Origin of the sequence: Streptomyces sp. NPDC047079 (assembly GCF_040643755.1) — a bacterium.
GTDB lineage: Bacteria > Actinomycetota > Actinomycetes > Streptomycetales > Streptomycetaceae > Streptomyces.
The window spans coordinates 140598-159685 of sequence record NZ_JBEYUZ010000008.1; the positions used below are offsets into that span (position 1 = coordinate 140598).

Here is a 19088-nt window from a genome sequence, read left to right on the forward strand (position 1 = left end):
CACCGCTCGTCGGCGCTCAGTACGGCGGGAGCGTCCTCGGGCCGAGGTCGCCCCGGGCGGGCGGCGGCGCGAGCCGCACGGTGGCGCCGAGCACGCTCAGGCCGCGGGGCGCGACGACCACGGGCTCCAGGGTGACCGCGACGACCTCGGGATGGTCGTCGACCAGGCGTGATACGCGCAGCATCAGCTCCTCGAGGGCAGGCGTGTCCACGGGGGCGGAGCCGCGCCAGCCGAACAGGAGTGGGGCTGTCCGGATGGACCGGACCAGGAAGGTGGCGTCGCGGTCGGTGACCGGAATCAAGCGGTGCGCCATGTCGTCGAGCAGCTGCGAGGCGGCCCCGGCGAGCCCGAACGACAGCACGGCCCCGGCCGCGGGGTCGATCACGGCGCGTACGAGTGTGTCCACGCCGCGTGGTGCCATGCCCTGCACGACCGGCCGCAGCTCCTCCGGCTTCCCGAACAGCTCGGTCAACTCCGCGTAAGCGCGCCGCAGTTGTTCCTCGTCGGCCAGGTCGAGGCGGACTCCGCCCAGGTCGGCGCGGTGCCGCAGATGCGGGGCGGTGGCCTTGAGGGCGACCGGGTAGCCGATCGCCCGCGCGGCTTGGGCGGCGGCGTCTGGGGTGGGCGCGGGCAGGGCCCTTCGGACGTGGATTCCGTAGCGGGCCAGCAGGTCGCACGTCTCGTCCGAACCGAGCGTGAGGCCCTGGCCCCGCGCGAGCAGGCGCCCGATCAGCGCGGCGGCGCCCTTCTCGTCGATGTCGTCGTACTCGGGCACCTTGCCGGGCTCGGCGGTGTCGCGCCGCCACTGGGCGTACCCGACGGCTTCCGCCAGGGCCCGGACGGCGCGTTCGGCGGCGGGGTAGGCGGGGATCAGGCGGGCGTTTGCCGGGGCCTGGACGGGGGTGAGCGGAGGTTCCGCCGGGGGCGGGGGGTCGGTGCGCTGGGCCTGGGGCGAGGTGCTGGCCGCGGCGGACAGCGCCTGGGCGAGCCCGCCCAGCTCGACGTGCACCACCAGCACCGGCTTCGCGGGGGCCGCGGCGGCGGCCGAGCGGAGGGCCTCCGCCAGGGCTGCGTCCTGGGCCGAGGTCTCCGCCACCGTCGGGATGGCCGTCACCACGACGGCATCGCACGCGTCGTCGGCCAGCGCCGCGGTCAGCGCCCGGTGGAAGTCCTCGGCCGACGCCGCGGTCGTCAGGTCGAGCGGCGGCAAGGGGCGCAGTCCCTGCGTGAGACACGCGTCGTAGGTCAGCAGGCCGAGCGACTCGGAGTTGCCTAGGATCGCCACCCGCGGTCCGGCGGGCAGCGGCTGGCGGGCCAGCAGCAGCCCCGCGTCCACCAGTTCCGTGATCGTGTCCACCCTGATCACCCCGGCCTGCCGCAGCAGCGCGGAGACCGTGGCGTGCGGCAGGCGCGTGGCCCGTACGGCATGGCCCTGGGGGGCGCTTCCGTGCCGCGCGCCCTGCACCACGACCAGCGGCTTGGCCGCCGCCGTGCGCCGTGCGAGCCGGTTGAACTTGCGCGGGCTGCCGATGGTTTCCAGGTACATCAGGGCGACATCGGTGTCCGAGTCCTCGTACCAGTACTGGAGGACGTCGTTGCCGGAGACGTCCGACCGGTTCCCGGAGGAGACGAAGGTAGACACCCCGGTGACCCCGGTGACGCCTCCGCCCCGCCGGTGCAGCCGGGAGAGCAGGGCGATGCCGATGGCGCCGGACTGGGCGAACAGCCCTATGCGCCCGGTGCGCGGCATCTCGGGGGCGAGGGAGGCGTTGAGCCGCACGTCCGGCGAGGTGTTGATGATCCCGAAGGCGTTGGGCCCGATGATCCGCATTCCGTACGACCGCGCCTGTCGCACCAGCGCCCGCTGCCGCTCCCGCCCCTCCGGCCCGCTCTCGGCGTAGCCCGCGGAGATCACGACGAGTCCCTGCACCCCGTGCTCGCCGCACTCGGCGACCACCTCGGGAACGTGCTCCGCGGGGACGGCGACGACCGCGAGGTCCACCGGCTCGGGGATCTCGCGGACGGACCGGTGGGCGGGCACCCCGTCGAGTTCCCTCAGCTCGTCGAAGGCCTTGTTCACCGCGTACAGGCGGCCGGTGAACCCGCCGTCCCTGAGGTTGCCGAGGATGCTGCGGCCCACTCCCCCGGGCCTGCGGCCCACGCCGATCACGGCGACCGAGCCGGGCGCGAGCAGCCGCTGCACCGACCGGGCCTCGGCCCGCTGCTCCCGCGCCCGCTGCACCGCCAGCGAGCGGTCGGTGGGCTCCAGGTCGAACTCCAGGCGTACGACGCCGTCCTCGAAGCTGCGCTTCTGCTGGTACCCGGCGTCCGTGAACACCTTGATCATCCTGGAGTTGGCGGGCAGCACCTCGGCGGCGAACCGACGGATACCGCGCTCCCTGGCGACCGCCGCGATGTGTTCGAGAAGCGCGGACGCGACCCCGCGTCCCTGGTGCGCGTCCTGCACGAGGAAGGCGACCTCGGCCTCGTCGGCCGGCGCGGAGGCGGGCATGCCGCCGGCGCCGATGCGGTCATAGCGTACGGTGGCGATGAACTCGCCGCCGACCGTGGCCGCGAGTCCCACCCTGTCCACGAAGTCGTGGTGTGTGAAGCGGTGGACGTCCCTGGCGGACAGGCGGGGGTACGGCGCGAAGAAGCGGTAGTACTTCGACTCGTCCGAGACCTGCTCGTAGAAGCTGACGAGGCGCTCGGCGTCGTCGACGGTGATGGGTCTGATGCGCGCGGTGCCACCGTCGCGCAGCACCACGTCGGCTTCCCAGTGGGCGGGGTACTCGTGCCGATCCGACGCGGTCTGCATGGGCCCCAGAGTACGGCTCGCGTCCGACAACGGCGCGAGGCAGGCTGGGGAAGCCGAGCGGGGACCGTCCAGCATCCGGACCGGCACGGGAGGGGACTTCCGCACGGCCCGGAAACGCTTCATCATATGGAAAACTGGTCTAGACAACCCTGAACACCTGAAGGGCAGCAACACATGGCTGAGCGCCGCGTCAACGTCGGCTGGGCCGAGGGCCTCCACGCCCGCCCCGCCTCCATCTTCGTCCGGGCAGCCACGGCCTCCGGGGTCCCCGTGACGATCGCCAAGGCCGGCGGCAACCCCGTCAACGCCGCGTCCATGCTGGCGGTTCTCGGCCTCGGCGCCCAGGGCGGCGAGGAGGTCGTCCTGGCCTCCGACGCGGAGGGCGCGGACGCCGCGCTGGACCGCCTGGCCAAGCTGGTCGCCGAGGGGCTCGAGGAGCTTCCCGAGACGGTCTGACCCTTCGGACACCACGGTTGCGGAAGCCGCGTCGCGCCCTCGGGGCGGACGCGGCTTCCGCCGTCTTCGGGCACCGGCCCTGAGGTGTTCGGCGCCTCCGTGCGGGCCCTCTCCGGTGACTGCCCCTCGGCCCGGCGCCCGCGGAATATGGCGCCGTCACGAGAAATTACGCGCGGCACACGGAATTCACGCATGCCGGTTTTACCGGGCACGCGGGAACAGGGCAGCCGGAATAGGCTTCGCCGAATACCCCTCTTTGTATACGGCGCCTGTGTTAATACCGGGAACCGGACGCGTTTACGGTGTGTTGCGAAGCCCTCACACGCTCCGCGCGGTCGCCCGCGCCGGGGAAGCGCAGCCGGTGCGCGACGGTCATGCGCTCGGTGTGCAGCGCCGTGATGGCGCGCGCCCGCTCGCTGTCCCCGCGCGCGACGGCGTCCACGATTCCGCCGTGCTCGGCCCAGGACTCCACGGGATCGACCGGCGCCTCGACCACGTACATCCAGCCGATCTTGTGCCGCAGCTGGGCGAGTGTCGAGGTGAGCACGGGGCTCCCGCAGGCCTGCGCCAAGGTCTCGTGGAACCAGCCGCCCAGAGACCGCAGATCCTCGCTGCCGCCCCTCCTGGCGCGCTCCTGGCCCAGCCTGACCAGGCCGCGCAGCACCTTGAGGTGGGCCTCGGTGCGGCGCTGGGCGGCCCGCGCTGCCCCCAGCGGTTCCAGCAGCATCCGCATCTCCAGAAGGTCGGCGGCCTCCTGCTCGGTGGGTTCCGCGACACACGCGCCCGCGTGCCTGCGGGTGACGACGAAGCCCTCGGCCTCCAAGGTGCGCAGGGCCTCGCGCACGGGGACGCGGGAGACGCCGTAGCGGCGGGCGAGGAGCTCCTCGGTGAGCCGGCCGCCGCGCTCGTAGACACCCGCGACGATGTCGTCACGGATCGCCGTGCATACCGAGTGCGCCGGAATACGCATGACCGACCTCCGCCTTAATACCCGTGAAACGTCGACGGTTGACGTGTGTCCCGCCGACTCTATTGCAGCTCGCCTGAATTTCCGACGGCGAGCCGAAATCCATGGATATTTTTTGGACAGACAGCAGTCCGAAACGACGACGACCCCGGCCGATGGGCCGGGGTCGTCACATACGGGCGCGCCGCACGGCGGCCCGCTGTCAGACGTTCACGCCGTGCGATCGGAGGTAGGCGACAGGGTCGATGTCCGAGCCGTACTCCTGGGTGGTGCGCGCCTCGAAGTGGAGGTGCGGACCGGTTGTGTTGCCGGTCGCCCCGGAGAGGCCGATCAGCTCTCCCGGGGTGACGCTCTGGCCCACGGAGACGCCGATGGAGGACAGGTGGCCGTACTGCGTGTAGGTGCCGTCGTTCATCTTGACGACGATCTGGTTGCCGTACGCGCCGCCCCAACCGATCTCGACGACGGCACCCGAGCCGACCACGTGCACAGGCGTGCCCGTGGCGGCATGGAAGTCGATGCCGGTGTGGGTGCCGGAGGACCACAGGGAGCCGCCGGTCCTGTAGCCGGTGGAGACGTAGGAGTGGAGGATCGGCGCCACGTACGCGGTCAGGCGCCTGCGCTCGGCCTCGCGGGCGGCGCGCTCCTTGGCCTCGCGTTCCTTGCGCGCCTTCTCCGCGGCCTGCCGGCGCGCGGCCTCCGCGGCCTTCTTCTGCTCGGCGGCCTGTTTCTGGGCGGCGGCCTGGGCGTCGATCTTCTCCGCGACCGAGTCGCCGAGGCTGACGGCCCGGATCAGTCCCGTCTCCTCGACAGGGTGCCCGGCGGCGAAGGCCGGGGCGGCCAGGGTGCCGATGACGCCGGTGGTGGTGAGCGCCGCGACACCCACGGCGTTCGCGGTCGTACGCCGCATGCGGCTGGGACGGCGGTGCTTCCCGGTGGCGCAGGTGAACGCCATGAAGTGGCTGGTCCTTTCCTTCCCTCTCGCCTACCGGGTTAGCTGACGGGTTCGGAGCAGGAAGGTCTCCTACGGGCTGACGCCCGATTCACCCCAGGGACTGCATGGGCCCCGCCGGCCGCGAAGGCGGCGACAGGAGGGTGGGTCCCCGGCTCCCCTGGCTCGCGCCGTACGGGGACTCGGCGATGGCTGTCCGGTGCCGCGGATGCGGCGCACTGCCTGACGGACAGCCCGACAGACGCTAAAAGGAGCCTCTTTCGGTCGGCAAACCGATCAGGGGGTTTGTAGCGCATCCCACAGGGCAGAGAGGCAGCCTCCATGGCAATACGGACAAATTCCTCGAGAGGGGGCCCGGGTGACGGAAGGCGTCACCCGGGCCCTTCTGAGCGTCGCGGCTCCGGACGCGCGGGCAGCGCCTCTACTCGGCCCGGACGACGCGCACTTCGCCGATGCCCAGCGCCTTGACGGGCTCCTCGATCTGCGCGGCGTCGCCCACCAGAACGGTCACCAGCCGGTCCACCGGGAAGGCGTTCACGACGGCGGCCGTGGCCTCGACCGTGCCTGTGTCGGCGAGCTTCTGATACAGGGTCGACTGGTAGTCGTCCGGCAGGTGCTGCTCGACCTGGTCCGCGAGCGTGCTCGCGACGGCCGCCGCGGTCTCGAACTTCAGCGGCGCCACACCCACCAGGTTCTGCACGGCGACATCACGCTCGGCGTCCGTCAGCCCCTCGGCGGCGAGGGTGCGCAGCACCTTCCAGAGGTCGTCGAGCGCCGGGCCGGTGTTCGGCGTGTCGACGGAACCGCTGATGGCCAGCATCGCGGCGCCGGTGCCGTCGGGCGCGGAACGCAGCACCTGGCCGAACGCCCGCACCCCGTAGGTGTAGCCCTTCTCCTCGCGCAGGACGCGGTCCAGGCGGGAGGTGAGGGTGCCGCCGAGGCAGTACGTACCGAGCACCTGTGCGGGCCACACCCGGTCGTGTCGGTCCGCGCCGACGCGGCCGATCAGCAGCTGTGTCTGGACGGCACCGGGGCGGTCCACGATGATCACGCGGCCGGTGTCGTCGGCGGTCACCGGGGGCACGGGGCGCGGCTTGGCGGGTGCCCCCGTCCAGGCTCCGAGCGTCTCGCCGAGGAGCTCGTCGAGGTCGACGCCGGTGAGGTCGCCGACCACGACGGCGGTGGCCGTGGAGGGCCGCACATGGCGCTCGTAGAAGGCGCGGACCGCCGCAGCGTCGATGTTGGAGACCGTCTCCTCGGTGCCCTGACGCGGGCGCGACATCCGCGAGGACGCCGGGAACAGCTCCTTGGAGAGTTCCTTGGCGGCGCGGCGGGCCGGGTTGGCCATCTCGTGCGGGATCTCGTCGAGGCGGTTGCGCACCAGGCGCTCGACCTCGCTGTCGTCGAACGCCGGCGACCTCAGGGCGTCGGCGAGCAGCCCGAGTGCCTTCGACAGGCGGGAGACGGGCACTTCGAGGGACAGGCGCACACCGGGGTGGTCGGCGTGCGAGTCGAGGGTGGCGCCGCAGCGCTCCAGCTCGGCGGCGAACTCCTCGGCGGAGTGCTTGTCGGTGCCCTCGGAGAAGGCACGCGCCATGATCGTGGCGACGCCGTCGAGGCTGGCCGGCTCGGCGTCAAGGGGCGCGTCGAGGAGCACCTCGACGGCGACGACCTGCTGGCCGGGGCGGTGGCAGCGCAGCACCGTCAGGCCGTTGTCGAGGGCACCGCGCTCGGGCGCGGGGAACGCCCAGGGGCGGGCCGCGCCGGGCTGGGGCTGCGGGTGGAAGTCCATGGTCGCGAGCTCGGTCACTTCGCCGACTCCTCGTCGTTGCTCGTGTCTTCGGCGGCGGTGGTCTCGGCGGCCTGAGCGCTCTCGGCCTCGGCCGCGACCGGCTCGTACACGAGGACCGCGCGGTTGTCGGGGCGCAGACGGGCCTTGGCGATCTCCTGCACCTCCTCGGCGGTCACGTCGAGCACCCGTCGCACGGCGGTCAGCGCGAGCTGCGGGTCGCCGAACAGCACGGCGTACCGGCACAGTTCGTCTGCGCGGCCGGCGACCGTGCCGAGGCGGTCCAGCCACTCGCGCTCCAACTGGGCCTGGGCACGCTCCATTTCCTCGGCCGTGGGTCCCTCCTCGGCGAACCGGGCGAGCTCCTCGTCGATGGCGGCCTCGATGACGGGCACCTCGACGTCACCTGAGGTCTTCACGTCCAGCCAGCCCAGGGAGGGCGCCCCGGCGAGCCGGAGCAGGCCGAAGCCGGCGGCGACGGCGGTGCGGTCGCGCCGCACGAGCCGGTTGTAGAGACGGGAGGACTCGCCGCCGCCGAGGATGGTGAGGGCCAGATCCGCCGCGTCACACGCGCGCGTGCCGTCGTGCGGCAGCCGGTAGGCGCCCATGAGGGCACGCGCCGGGACCTCCTCCTCGACGACCTCGCGCAGCTGCCCGCCGATGATGTCGGGCAGCGAGCCGTCGCGCGGGTCGGGCTTGCCGTCGTGGGACGGGATGGACCCGAAGTACCTCTCGATCCAGGCGAGGGTCTGCTGCGGGTCGATGTCGCCGACGACGGACAGGACCGCGTTGTTGGGCGCGTAGTACGTGCGGAAGAAGGCGCGCGCGTCCTCCAGGGTGGCCGCGTCCAGGTCCGCCATCGAGCCGATGGGCGTGTGGTGGTAGGGGTGGCCCTCCGGGTAGGCGAGCGCGGTGAGCTTCTCGAAGGCGGTGCCGTACGGGACGTTGTCGTAGCGCTGGCGGCGCTCGTTCTTCACGACGTCCCGCTGGTTCTCCATCGACTCGTCGTCGAGGGCGGCGAGCAGCGAGCCCATGCGGTCGGCCTCCAGCCAGAGGGCGAGCTCCAACTGGTGGGCCGGCATGGTCTCGAAGTAGTTGGTGCGCTCGAAGCTGGTCGTGCCGTTCAGTGATCCGCCGGCGCCCTGCACCAGTTCGAAGTGGCCGTTGCCCTTCACCTGCCCCGACCCCTGGAACATCAGGTGCTCGAAGAGGTGGGCGAGGCCGGTGCGGCCCTCCACCTCGTGACGTGAGCCGACGTCGTACCAGAGGCACACCGCCGCGACCGGGGTCAGGTGGTCCTCGGAGAGCACCACGCGCAAGCCGTTGGCCAGGCGGTGCTCGGTCGCTGTCAGGCCCCCGGAGCCTGCCTCGGCTGTGGCCGTGTGACCCATGGGCATGTACGTCCCTTCGATCGCGGAAGCTGTCGCGGAAACCCGCGGTTTCCTGCCGGTCCTGTCACTGTATGCAAGCGTGCGGACAAGTGGCCAAGTTCCCGGGCTGCGTACGCCCAGAGCGAGACCGTGATTACGGGGGGTGGTGGACAGCGTACGGCGTTGACGGCGCGGGGGCACGCCGGTGCCGGGCCGGGGCCCCTAGGGGACGGGTCCTGGTCCGCGTTGTCGGTGCGGCGGTCCACAATGGTCGGCGTCAGATTCCATTCATGCCCAGCACAGACTGTGAAGGAGCCGGCAGCAATGGCCCGCCGCAGCACGAAGACCCCGCCGCCCGACGATGCATACGAGGAGAAGATCCTCGACATCGACGTCGTCGACGAGATGCAGGGCTCCTTCCTCGAGTACGCGTACTCGGTCATCTACTCCAGGGCGCTGCCGGACGCGCGAGACGGCCTCAAGCCGGTGCACCGGCGGATCGTCTACCAGATGAACGAGATGGGCCTGCGCCCCGAGCGCGGCTATGTGAAGTGCGCCCGTGTCGTCGGCGAGGTCATGGGCAAGCTGCATCCGCACGGCGACGCGTCGATCTACGACGCCCTGGTGCGTATGGCCCAGCCCTTCTCGATGCGCGTCCCCCTGGTCGACGGCCACGGCAACTTCGGGTCGCTGGGCAACGACGACCCGCCGGCCGCCATGCGGTACACCGAGTGCCGCATGGCCGAGGCGACGAGCCTCATGACCGAGTCGATCGACGAGGACACGGTCGACTTCGCGCCCAACTACGACGGCCAGGAGCAGGAACCGGTGGCGCTGCCCGCCGCCTTCCCGAACCTGCTGGTCAACGGCTCCTCGGGCATCGCGGTCGGCATGGCCACGAACATGCCGCCGCACAACCTGGGCGAGGTCATCGCCGCCGCCCGCCACCTGATCCGCCACCCGAACGCGGATCTGGACACGCTGATGAAGCACGTCCCCGGCCCGGACCTGCCGACCGGCGGCCGGATCGTCGGCCTCTCGGGCATCCGTGACGCGTACGAGACGGGCCGCGGCACCTTCAAGATTCGCGCCACGGTGTCGGTGGACAACGTGACGGCGCGCCGCAAGGGCCTCGTCGTCACGGAGCTGCCCTTCACGGTCGGCCCGGAGAAGGTGATCGCCAAGATCAAGGACCTGGTCGGCTCGAAGAAGCTCCAGGGCATCGCCGACGTCAAGGACCTCACCGACCGCGAGCACGGCCTGCGCCTGGTCATCGAGATCAAGAACGGCTTCGTGCCGGAGGCGGTCCTGGAGCAGCTCTACAAGCTGACGCCCATGGAGGAGTCCTTCGGCATCAACAACGTGGCGCTGGTCGACGGACAGCCGCTGACCCTGGGCCTCAAGGAACTGCTGGAGGTCTACCTCGACCACCGCTTCGAGGTCGTCCGCCGCCGCTCGGAGTTCCGCCGTGGGAAGAAGCGCGACCGCCTCCACCTGGTGGAGGGCCTGCTCACTGCGCTGGTGGACATCGATGAGGTCATCCGGCTGATCCGCTCCAGCGACAACTCCGCACAGGCCAAGCAGCGACTGATGGAGCGTTTCTCGCTGAGCGAGATCCAGACGCAGTACATCCTCGACACCCCGCTGCGCCGTCTGACCAAGTACGACCGGATCGAACTGGAGGCGGAGAAGGACCGGCTCAACGCCGAGATCGCGGAGCTGACCCGCATCCTGGAGTCGGACGCGGAGCTGCGCAAGCTGGTCTCGGCGGAACTGGCCACGGTCGCCAAGAAGTTCGCCACGGAGCGGCGCACGGTGCTCCTGGAGTCCTCGGGTGCCCCGGCTCCGACGGTGCCGTTGCAGGTCGAGGACGCCCCGTGCCGGGTGCTGATGTCGTCGACGGGCCTGCTGGCGCGCACGGCGAACGGCGACCCGTTCGAGGAGGACACCGAGGGCAAGCGAGCCAAGCACGACGTGATCGTCTCCGCCGTTCCGGCGACGGCACGCGGCGAGGTGGGCGTGGTGACGTCCGCCGGGCGGCTGCTGCGGCTGAACGTGATCGACCTGCCGCAGCTGCCGGAGACGGCGACGCGGCCGAGCCTGTCCGGGGGCGCGCCGGTATCGGAGTTCGCGCCCCTGGAGGCGGACGAGTCGGTGGTCTGCCTGACGACGCTGGACGAGTCCTCCCCGGGCCTCGCGCTCGGTACGGCACAGGGCGTCGTCAAGCGTGTGGTTCCCGACTATCCGGCGAACAGGGAGGAGCTGGAGGTCATCACCCTCAAGGAGGGCGACCGGATCGTCGGGGCGACCGAGCTGCGCACCGGCGAGGAGGACCTGGTCTTCATCACGGACGACGCGCAGCTGCTGCGCTATCCGGCGTCCCAGGTGCGTCCGCAGGGCCGCCCGGCGGGCGGCATGACCGGCGTCAAGCTCACGGACGGCGCGAAGGTCATCTCCTTCACGGCGGTGGATCCGGCGGTCGACGCGGTGGTCTTCACCGTCGCGGGCTCGCGCGGCACGCTCGACGACTCGGTGCAGACGACCGCCAAGCTGACCCCGTTCGATCAGTTCCCGCGCAAGGGCCGGGCCACGGGCGGTGTCCGCTGCCAGCGGTTCCTCAAGGGCGAGGACTGCCTGTCACTGGCGTGGGCGGGCGCGGCGCCGGCCCGGGCCGCGCAGAAGAACGGCACCCCGGCCGAGCTGCCCGAGATGGACCCGCGGCGCGACGGTTCCGGTGTGTCCCTGGCCAAGACGGTGGCGGCGGTGGCTGGACCGCTGTAGGTCAGCCCTCGAGGTCGGCGAGTTCAGCGGGGTCACCGACGGGGTCGGTGACCCCGGTGGCCTCGCTTTCCTTGTCCTGGACGTAGCGAAGGACGCCCCACATGCTGTGCTCGTCGGCGGATGGGGCGTCGTCCGTGCACGCCTGGAGTTCCCCGCGGAGGGCGGCGGTTTCGATGCCGGACCCGATGAGGACGAGCTGGGTGAGCCGCTCGTCGCCCGCGCTCCACGGCTCCGGGTGGAAACGCAGGAACCTCCCGACGGCGTGCACGGCGTACCGGTTGCGTGGGTCGGCGGCGCCGAAGTCGACGTATCCCTTGATCCGGTAGAGGCCCTCTGGCCTGGTGTCCAGGAAGTCCAGCAGTCGCCTGGGGTTCATGGGCACGCCGGAACGGAAGGAGAGGCTGTCGTAGGCCGAGTGCAGATGAGCCTCGTGCGGGCCGTGGCCGTCGTGCTCGTGGTCGTGGTGCACGTGGAGGTCGTCGAAGGACAGCTGCCCGATCCGTTCCTCGGTCGGCCGGCAGTCGAACAGGAGCCCGGGGTCGATACGCCCGTAGACGGCCGGTACGACCGCGGCGCCGTCGCTGAGAGTGCGAACGAGCCGGAGGACCCGTTCACCGTCGTCGGCCCGGTCTGTCTTGTTGACGACCACGAGGTCGGCGAGGGCGAGATGCCGGTCGAGTTCGGGATGCCTCTCGCGGGTGGCGTCGAACTCCACCGCGTCGACGACCTCCACGAGTCCTCCGTAGACGACACGCGGTTGCTCGCTGGCGAGCACCATGCGGACCAGTTCCTGCGGTTCGGCGAGCCCGCTGGCCTCGATGACGATGACGTCGATGCCGGCGGAGGGCTGGGCGAGCCGGTCGAGATAGCCGTCGAGTTCGCTTGCGTCGACGGCGCAGCACAGACATCCGTTGCCCAGGGAGACCGTGGAGTCCCCGAGCGCCCCGGCGACCGCCATCGCGTCGATCTCGATGGCCCCGAAGTCGTTGACGACGGCGCCGATGCGGCTGCCTCAGCTGTGGTGAAGGAGGTGGTTGAGCAGGGTGGTCTTGCCCGACCCCAGGAACCCGGCGAGTACCACGACCGGAATCTGCTGCGGACCCGACGACCGACTCAACGTGCGCCCCTTCTCCCACCGATGTCCAAGCACGAAAATTCCGCCCCAGGATACGAGTGGGTGGCCCCGCGAGACGAAGGCCGGTCAGCGGCGCTCGCAGCGCCCTGTCAGGCCGGGTCGCTGCGGAGGCCGGGCAGCCGGCACGGCCTTCGGTGGTTCGGCGCACACGAAGGCCGCAGTGGACATCTCGCGCGGAAGACCAGGGAGTTCCATGACCACCCCCCTGGAGGAGTACGGGGAGCGGCCATGGCCCGCTCTCCGGCAGCCCTCCGCGCGCTCCTTCCACGCCCTGGCTCGCCTCCACAGCGCCCCAACACGCCCCCCGGCAGGGGGCTGGAAGTCACCGCAGAGCCAGGCAGGTTAGGCTCACCTCTGTGAGTACGTGCACGACCGCGTCCCGGGACCTCGACGAGCCCCTCGCGGGGACCGCGGCGACCGCGAGGACATGGCTGCTCTTGGAGCAGCCCGGTCCCTGGGGGCCCAAGGCGCTCACATCGAGCCACCTGGATCCGGTACTGGGGCGCGCCCTCGAGGCGGCCGCGGAGGGCACCGGCGTGCGCATCGCGCTCATCCGCCGCCCCGGCCGGCACGCCGACTGCGGCACACCTGCCATACGGCAGGTGTATGCGGCCCACACGGTTCCCGGAAAGGTTTGGCTGCACGCCGCCACCACATCCGAGCCGGAACGGCTGCTCGATCTGGACCTCGGGGCGCTCGGCAGGGGGGACCCCCGTACCTTCGAAGCAGCGCTCCAGGGCCGGCCCCACACAGGTGATCCCCTCGCGTTCGTCTGCACCAACGGCAGGCGGGACCGCTGCTGTGCCCTTCTCGGCCGCCCTCTCGCGGCCGAGCTGACGACCTCGGGAGCCGACGGCGTCTGGGAGGTCACCCACCTCGGCGGCCACCGCTTCTCCCCCACGCTCCTCGTCCTTCCCTTCGGCTACGCGTACGGGCGGGCCCAGGCACCGCACGTGAAGGAGGTCCTCCACGGAGTGCAGGAAGGGCGGGTCGTGCTCGAGGGCTGCCGCGGCAGATCCGCCTGGGAGCGGCCCGCGCAAGCAGCGGAGCTCGCGGTGCGCACATCGGCCCACGAGTACGCGGCGGACGCGCTGACCGTCGTCCGCACGGAAGGTGCCGCACCACGCTGGGAGGTCACCGTCGCCCACACCGACGGCCGGCTGTGGCGCGTCCTCGTGGCACAGGGCGCCTCCCTGCCGCCGCGACCGGACAGCTGCGGTGCGGCGCTGGGTTCGCCGGCGCGGATGGATGTCGTCTCGGTACGGGAGCTTCACTCCGCGGCCGCCGCCGACCCCGCGCACTGCTGAGGCACACGCTCCGCGCGGCGGCGGCCGGAGCCTCGTCCCGGCCCCCACGCGCGCCTCACGGGAGATCCACGCCACACCCCCTACGGCAGGGCACCCCCGTGCCCGTACCGTCGTACGCATGCGCCCATCTCCCCCTGCACGGCGGCTGCGCCTCGGTCTGCCGCGGCGGATGTTCTCGCAGCTCCTGCTCATGCAGGTGGTGATCGCCGCGGGTGTCGCCGTGCTCGCGACCGGGCTGTTCCTGGCCCCGCTCAGTCGCACGCTGGACGAGCAGGCGATGCGCCGAGCCCTGGCGATCGCGCAGACCACGGCGGCTCAGCCGCAGATCGCCGAGGATCTCCAGTCGACCCGGCCGTCGCCCGACGGGCCCTTGCAGGCCGAGGCGGAACGGATCCGCAAGGCCAGCGGGGCCGAGTACGTCGTGGTGATGAACAGGCAGCGCGTGCGCTGGTCGCACCGGGACCCCTGGCAGATCGGCAAGACGGTCTCGACCGATCCGAGTGAGGCCCTGGCGGGCAAGGAGGTCATGCAGATCGACAGCGGCACCCTGGGGCGCTCGGCCCGCGGCAAAGTGCCGCTGCGGGACGCGCACGGCCGGATCGTCGGCGCTGTCTCCGTGGGCATCGAGTACGACAGCGTCCGGGCCCGGCTGATCCACGCGATACCGGGTCTGTTCGCGTACGCGGGCGCGGCCCTGGCCATCGGCGCCCTCGCCGCGTATCTGATCTCGCGCAGGGTGCAGCGGCAGACCCGTGATCTCGCCTTCTCGGACATCTCGGCGCTGCTCGCGGAACGGGAGGCGATGCTGCACGGCATACGGGAGGGCGTCGTCGCCCTGGATCAGCAGGACCGGGTGCGCCTCCTCAACGACGAGGCACAACGTCTGCTCGGCATCGGCGACGAGGTCGTCGGCCGGTCGCTCGACGAAGCGCTCGGCGAGGGCCGTACGACCGATGTGCTCGCCGGACGGGTCACGGGCACCGATCTGCTCACGGTGCGCGGTCAGCGGGTGCTCGTCGCCAACCGTATGCCCACCGAGGACGGCGGCGCCGTCGCCACCCTGCGCGACCGCACGGAGCTGGAGCAACTGGGCCGGGAGCTGGACTCCACACGCGGTCTCATCGACGCCCTGCGCGCGCAGGACCACGAGCACGCCAACCGGATGCACACGCTCCTGGGACTGCTCGAGCTGGAGATGTACGACGACGCCGTGGAGTTCGTCGGCGAGGTGGTGGGCGACCGCCGGGCCACCGCGGAACAGGTCACCGAGAAGATCCACGACCCGTTGCTCGCCGCCCTGCTGGTGGGCAAGGCCACGGTCGCCGCGGAGCGTGGTGTGGCCCTGTGGATCGCGGACCGCACGCTGCTGCCGGACCGGTTGATCGACCCGAGGGGCATCGTCACGGTCGTGGGCAACCTGGTCGACAACGCGCTGGACGCCGTCGCGGGCACACCGCACGCGCGCGTGGAGGTCGAATTGCGCGCCGAGGGGCGAACGGCGGTCCTCCGGGTGCGCGACACAGGACCCGGAATCCCGGCCGAGCGGCGGGAGTTGATCTTCACCGACGGATGGTCGACCAAGCAGCCCCCGGCCCACGGCAAGCGCGGGATTGGCCTGTCGATGGTGCGCCGTCTCGCCGAACGCCAGGGAGGCAGTGCCCACGTGGACGAGGCTGAGGGCGGGGGCGCGGAGTTCACCGTCGTCCTGCCGGAGGCGCTCGAGGAGCCCGCCGCGGCGGCACGGCCGGGTGCCGGGGACCGCCCGGACCTGGTTCCCGCGCAGGGTGCGCCCGCGCGGTGGGACCGGCCCGATGACACCCGTCCAGGGGCTTGAGGAGGAGTCGCGATGAACCGGCCGATCGACGTACTGGTGGTGGACGACGACACCCGGGTCGCACGGGTCAACGCCGCCTACGTGACCAGGGTCCCCGGCTTCCGGGTGGCCGCGAAGGCGCACAGCGCGGCCGAGGCGCTGCGCCGGATGGAAACACTGCCCCGTCCGGACCTGGTGCTGATGGACCACTACCTGCCCGACTACACGGGGATCGCGGTCGTCCAGGAGATGCGCCGACGCGGGCACGACATCGATGTGATCATGGTGACGGCGGCCCGTGATGTGCAGACCGTCCAGGCGGCGATGCGGCACGGGGTACTCCAGTACCTGGTCAAGCCGTTCTCGTTCACGGGCCTGCGCGCCAAGCTGGAGGCGTACGCCGAACTGCGTCGCACCCTCGACGGCGGCGGTGAGGCAGAGCAGCCGGAGGTCGACCGGATCTTCGGCGCTCTGTCGGCCGGTTCCGAGCCGGGGCTCCCCAAGGGTCACTCCCCCTCCACCTCGGACCTGGTGCGCCGCGCCCTAATGAACGCCGAGGGGCCGCTGTCCGCCCAGGAGATCGCCGAGCGGACCGGACTGAGCCGCCAGACCGCCCAGCGCTATCTGAAGCTCCTGGAGCGCACGGGACGGGCCACGCTCAGCCTCAGGTACGGCGACGCGGGCCGCCCCGAGCATCGCTACGTCTGGGCGACCCGCGCCTGAGGGCACGGCCGGTGGGCTCAGCGGGTGGGCTCAGCCGGTGGCCTTCTTGACGAACTCCGTGGTGTACGTCTTGTCGAGGTCGATGGTGGCGTTCTTGATGTTGGGGTTGAACGCCTTGAGGACCTTCTCGACGGTCTCGGGCCCGTTCTCGGGCATCACGCCGTCCTTGGTGAACATCGGCAGCGTGCTCTTGATGGCGCTCGCGTAGAGCGTCTTGTCGCCCTGGGAGTAGTCGGCGGGCATCTTCGCGGCGATCTCGTCCGCGGAGTGCGTGGACATCCATTTCAGGGTCTTCACAAAGGCGTTGACCAGCTTCTGAACCGTGTCCTTGTTGCCGTTCACCCAGTCCGTCTGCATGTAGAGGCTGGACGACGGGTACGGGCCGCCCAGCGCTTCCTGCGAGCCCTGCGGGGTGCGCATGTCGACGAGCACCCGCCCGAGTTTCTTCTGCAGGACCGTGGCGACGGTCGGGTCCGTGGTCATGCCGCCGTCGATGGAGCCCTTCTGGAGGGCGGAGACGAACGTGGGGCCGGCCCCGACGGCGACCGGGCTGAACTCGCTGACGTTCACACCGTTCTTGACCGCCAGGTACTTGGTGAGGAAGTCGGTCGAGGAACCGAGACCCGTGATGCCGAGCTTCTTGCCCTTGAAGTCCTTGGGCGAGGTGATGTCCTTGGAGTTCTTCTCCGAGACGAGTTCCACCTCACCGGGCGCGTGCGAGAACTGCACCACGGACTCGACGTGCTTGCCCTTGGTCTGGAGGTCGAGCGTGTGATCGTAGAAACCGACGGCTCCCTGGACCTGTCCGGAGACGAGCGCGGTCTCGGCCTGCACGCCGGCCGGCTCGCTCAGCAGTTCCACGTCGAGGCCCTCGGCCTGGAAGTAGCCGAGCCGTTGGGTGAGCATCGCGGGCATGTAGATGACCTTGTCCAGGCCACCCACCATGATCTTGACCTTCACGCCCTTGCCGTCACCCTTGCTGCCGGAATCGGAGGAGGTGGTGGTGGAGGCCTCGTTGGCGCAGGCGGTGAGCGAAGTGGCGGCGAGCAGGCCTGCCGCGGCGAGAGCGGCGATTTTGGCGGACTTGCGCATGGCGGTTCACGTCCTTGTGAGAGGGCGGTGCGGGAGCCTTGTGAGAGGGCGGTGCGGGAGGAGGAACGGGTGTCCCGGAGGACGGAGCGGAGAGGTCCTCGGAACGGGCGGATCAGTCCTGGGACTCCGACGGCTTCCAGCGGAAGATGCGGCGCTCGGCGAAGGTGAGCAGTCCCTCGGCCACCAGCGCGACGACCGCGAGGATGACCATCGCGGCATACACACCGGCCGCGTTGAAGGTGCCCTGGGACTGGGCGACGAGCAGACCGACACCCTTGGTGGCACCTATGTACTCGCCGACGATGGCGCCGATGAGGGCGAAGCCGAAGCTGACGTGGAGGCTGGTGAAGATCCAGGAGGTGGCCGACGGGATGACGACCTGAAGGGTCACGCGCCGGTCACTGGCGCCCAGGATGCGGGCGTTGGCGACGAGGTTGCGGTCGACCTCGCGGGCACCTTGGAAGGCGTTGAAGAACACCGGGAAGAAGACCAGTACGACGGCCGACGCCACCTTCGAGGACGGGCCGAGCCCGAACCAGATCACGAAGATCGGCGCCAGGACGATCCTGGGGATGGAGTTGAGCACCTTGATGTACGGGCCGAGGACATCGGCGAGGAAGGCGATCCGCCCCAGCGCGATGCCGAAGAGCACACCGGCCACCACACCGATGACCCAGCCCAGCAGCGCTTCCTGGAGGGTGACCCAGATCTGCTCGCCGATCGAGCCGAGAGCGGTGCCGTGGGTCACCCAGGTGTAGATCTGGTCCCAGATCTTCGAGGGCATCGAGAAGTTGAACGGGTCGATGGCCTCGGTCCGGGAGAGCACCTCCCAGAGTCCCAGGACGGCGACCAGCAGCAGCACACGCGCCAGCAGGACGACGGCCTTGCGTCTGCGGGCGGCACGCGCGCGTGAATGAGCGCGGTCGGGCTTGGGCGTGTCGACCATGGCCGGCGCGGAGATGACGTCAGGCGACATGGGCGGCACCCCTCTCGCGGGTGATGCGGACCTCTTCGCCGAGGGACTCCCAGATCTCGCGGTAGATCTCTATGAACCGCGGCTCCAGGCGCACCGACTCCACCTTGCGCGGACGCGGCAGGTCGATGTCGAAGACCCGCTTCACGGTCGCGGGTCCGGCGGTCATCACCACGACCTTGTCGGCCAGGGCGATCGACTCCTCCAGGTCGTGGGTGACGAAGACGACGGAGGCGCCGGTGCCCTCCCACAGCTCCAGCAGCTCGTCCGACATCAGCGCCCTGGTCTGCACGTCGAGTGCCGAGAACGGCTCGTCCATGAGCAGGATCTCGGGGTCGTTGACGAAGGTCGCGGCGAGGGCGACACGCTTGCGCTGGCCGCCGGAGAGCTGGTGCGGGTAGCGGTCCTCGAACGCGGCGAGGCCGACCCTGGCCAGCCACTCGCGCGCCTTCTGCCGGGCCTCCGCCTTGGGCACGCCACGGAAGCGGGGGCCCGCCATGACGTTGGACAGCACCGTGCGCCAGGGGAACGTCGCGTCCTGCTGGAAGACGAAACCGACCTTGTCCCCCACCCCTGCGACCGGCTCGCCCGCCACCAGGACCTCGCCCTCGGAGGGTTCTTCCAGGCCGCTGACCAGGGTCAGGGTCGTCGACTTGCCGCATCCGGTGGGTCCGACGACGGCGACGAACTCGCCGCGCCCCACGGCCAGGTCCAGGCCCCGGACGGCCGTGTGCAGACCCCCCGACGGGGTCCGGAAGGTCTTGCTCGCGCCCCGTAGCTCGATGGCGGGGCCGGTGTCTGCGCTCATGGCCCGGACCGTAGATGTGGTGCGTGCCTCAGCAGCAGTCTTGTGGGCGCAACCCCGTCTTCTGCTTGCAAGAGTCTGTTGTGCTCATTTTGCTCGCGCTACAA

At 70.9% G+C, this 19088-nt stretch carries 13 protein-coding genes, 1 pseudogene and 1 riboswitch; of the genes and pseudogenes, 5 read left to right on the forward strand and 9 right to left on the reverse strand.

Annotated elements, in window-relative coordinates:
• Positions 1-16: 16 nt before the first annotated feature.
• Positions 17-2818: a GNAT family N-acetyltransferase gene (locus ABZ823_RS13965; protein WP_361658489.1), complete on the reverse strand. Its 2802-nt coding sequence runs from the start codon at positions 2816-2818 to the stop codon at positions 17-19.
• A gap of 174 nt (positions 2819-2992) precedes the next feature.
• On the opposite strand from ABZ823_RS13965, the gene ABZ823_RS13970 reads away from it, so the two are divergent.
• A complete protein-coding gene (locus ABZ823_RS13970; RefSeq protein ID WP_361658492.1) occupies positions 2993-3274 on the forward strand; it encodes an HPr family phosphocarrier protein in 282 nt (93 codons plus the stop codon).
• A 274-nt stretch (positions 3275-3548) separates the two neighbouring features.
• On the opposite strand, the gene ABZ823_RS13975 is transcribed toward ABZ823_RS13970, so the two are convergent.
• From ABZ823_RS13975 to ABZ823_RS13990, 4 genes are all read right to left on the reverse strand, one after another.
• On the reverse strand, positions 3549-4244 hold the full coding sequence (locus tag ABZ823_RS13975; RefSeq protein WP_361658494.1) for a GntR family transcriptional regulator: 696 nt from the start codon (positions 4242-4244) through the stop codon (positions 3549-3551).
• Between the two features lie 199 nt (positions 4245-4443).
• Positions 4444-5196: a M23 family metallopeptidase gene (locus ABZ823_RS13980; protein WP_361658497.1), complete on the reverse strand. Its 753-nt coding sequence runs from the start codon at positions 5194-5196 to the stop codon at positions 4444-4446.
• A gap of 12 nt (positions 5197-5208) precedes the next feature.
• A riboswitch (cyclic di-AMP (ydaO/yuaA leader) is annotated at positions 5209-5391 on the reverse strand.
• A gap of 223 nt (positions 5392-5614) precedes the next feature.
• A complete protein-coding gene (locus ABZ823_RS13985) occupies positions 5615-7003 on the reverse strand; it encodes a pitrilysin family protein (RefSeq protein WP_361658500.1) in 1389 nt (462 codons plus the stop codon).
• Positions 7000-8379 carry a pitrilysin family protein gene (locus ABZ823_RS13990; protein WP_361658503.1) on the reverse strand — a complete coding sequence of 460 codons (1380 nt, stop codon included), beginning with the start codon at positions 8377-8379 and terminating at the stop codon, positions 7000-7002. The genes ABZ823_RS13985 and ABZ823_RS13990 overlap by 4 nt, the downstream gene beginning before the upstream one ends.
• 297 nt (positions 8380-8676) lie before the next feature.
• Here ABZ823_RS13990 and ABZ823_RS13995 point away from each other — a divergent pair, with 297 nt between their 5' ends.
• Positions 8677-11133, forward strand: coding sequence for a DNA topoisomerase IV subunit A (locus ABZ823_RS13995; RefSeq protein ID WP_361658506.1), 2457 nt, complete (start codon positions 8677-8679; stop codon positions 11131-11133).
• Between the two features lies 1 nt (position 11134).
• Here ABZ823_RS13995 and ABZ823_RS14000 read toward each other — a convergent pair.
• A pseudogene (locus ABZ823_RS14000) lies at positions 11135-12250 on the reverse strand (GTP-binding protein).
• Positions 12251-12624: 374 nt separating this feature from the next.
• On the opposite strand from ABZ823_RS14000, the gene ABZ823_RS14005 reads away from it, so the two are divergent.
• From ABZ823_RS14005 to ABZ823_RS14015, 3 genes are all read left to right on the forward strand, one after another.
• On the forward strand, positions 12625-13575 hold the full coding sequence (locus ABZ823_RS14005; RefSeq protein ID WP_361658509.1) for a sucrase ferredoxin: 951 nt from the start codon (positions 12625-12627) through the stop codon (positions 13573-13575).
• Positions 13576-13693: 118 nt separating this feature from the next.
• Positions 13694-15409 carry a sensor histidine kinase gene (locus ABZ823_RS14010; protein ID WP_361658511.1) on the forward strand — a complete coding sequence of 572 codons (1716 nt, stop codon included), beginning with the start codon at positions 13694-13696 and terminating at the stop codon, positions 15407-15409.
• A 12-nt stretch (positions 15410-15421) separates the two neighbouring features.
• Positions 15422-16111, forward strand: a complete 690-nt coding sequence (locus ABZ823_RS14015; protein WP_361658513.1) for a response regulator — start codon at positions 15422-15424, stop codon at positions 16109-16111.
• Between the two features lie 30 nt (positions 16112-16141).
• On the opposite strand, the gene ABZ823_RS14020 is transcribed toward ABZ823_RS14015, so the two are convergent.
• From ABZ823_RS14020 to ABZ823_RS14030, 3 genes are all read right to left on the reverse strand, one after another.
• Positions 16142-17203, reverse strand: coding sequence for an ABC transporter substrate-binding protein (locus ABZ823_RS14020; RefSeq protein WP_361658516.1), 1062 nt, complete (start codon positions 17201-17203; stop codon positions 16142-16144).
• 112 nt (positions 17204-17315) lie between these two features.
• A complete protein-coding gene (locus tag ABZ823_RS14025) occupies positions 17316-18179 on the reverse strand; it encodes an ABC transporter permease (RefSeq protein ID WP_361658519.1) in 864 nt (287 codons plus the stop codon).
• Positions 18169-18984, reverse strand: coding sequence for an ABC transporter ATP-binding protein (locus ABZ823_RS14030; protein ID WP_361658522.1), 816 nt, complete (start codon positions 18982-18984; stop codon positions 18169-18171). Before ABZ823_RS14030 ends, ABZ823_RS14025 begins: the two co-directional genes overlap by 11 nt.
• Positions 18985-19088: the final 104 nt, after the last annotated feature.

What these genes read in the sequence shown, in the direction of transcription:
- ABZ823_RS13965 (WP_361658489.1), bottom strand. Translation starts at nt 2,818, where the DNA reads ATGCAGACCGCGTCGGATCGGCACGAGTACCCCGCCCACTGGGAAGCC.
- ABZ823_RS13970 (WP_361658492.1), top strand. Translation starts at nt 2,993, where the DNA reads ATGGCTGAGCGCCGCGTCAACGTCGGCTGGGCCGAGGGCCTCCACGCC.
- ABZ823_RS13975 (WP_361658494.1), bottom strand. Translation starts at nt 4,244, where the DNA reads ATGCGTATTCCGGCGCACTCGGTATGCACGGCGATCCGTGACGACATC.
- ABZ823_RS13980 (WP_361658497.1), bottom strand. Translation starts at nt 5,196, where the DNA reads ATGGCGTTCACCTGCGCCACCGGGAAGCACCGCCGTCCCAGCCGCATG.
- ABZ823_RS13990 (WP_361658503.1), bottom strand. Translation starts at nt 8,379, where the DNA reads ATGCCCATGGGTCACACGGCCACAGCCGAGGCAGGCTCCGGGGGCCTG.
- ABZ823_RS13995 (WP_361658506.1), top strand. Translation starts at nt 8,677, where the DNA reads ATGGCCCGCCGCAGCACGAAGACCCCGCCGCCCGACGATGCATACGAG.
- ABZ823_RS14010 (WP_361658511.1), top strand. Translation starts at nt 13,694, where the DNA reads ATGCGCCCATCTCCCCCTGCACGGCGGCTGCGCCTCGGTCTGCCGCGG.
- ABZ823_RS14015 (WP_361658513.1), top strand. Translation starts at nt 15,422, where the DNA reads ATGAACCGGCCGATCGACGTACTGGTGGTGGACGACGACACCCGGGTC.
- ABZ823_RS14020 (WP_361658516.1), bottom strand. Translation starts at nt 17,203, where the DNA reads ATGCGCAAGTCCGCCAAAATCGCCGCTCTCGCCGCGGCAGGCCTGCTC.
- ABZ823_RS14025 (WP_361658519.1), bottom strand. Translation starts at nt 18,179, where the DNA reads ATGTCGCCTGACGTCATCTCCGCGCCGGCCATGGTCGACACGCCCAAG.
- ABZ823_RS14030 (WP_361658522.1), bottom strand. Translation starts at nt 18,984, where the DNA reads ATGAGCGCAGACACCGGCCCCGCCATCGAGCTACGGGGCGCGAGCAAG.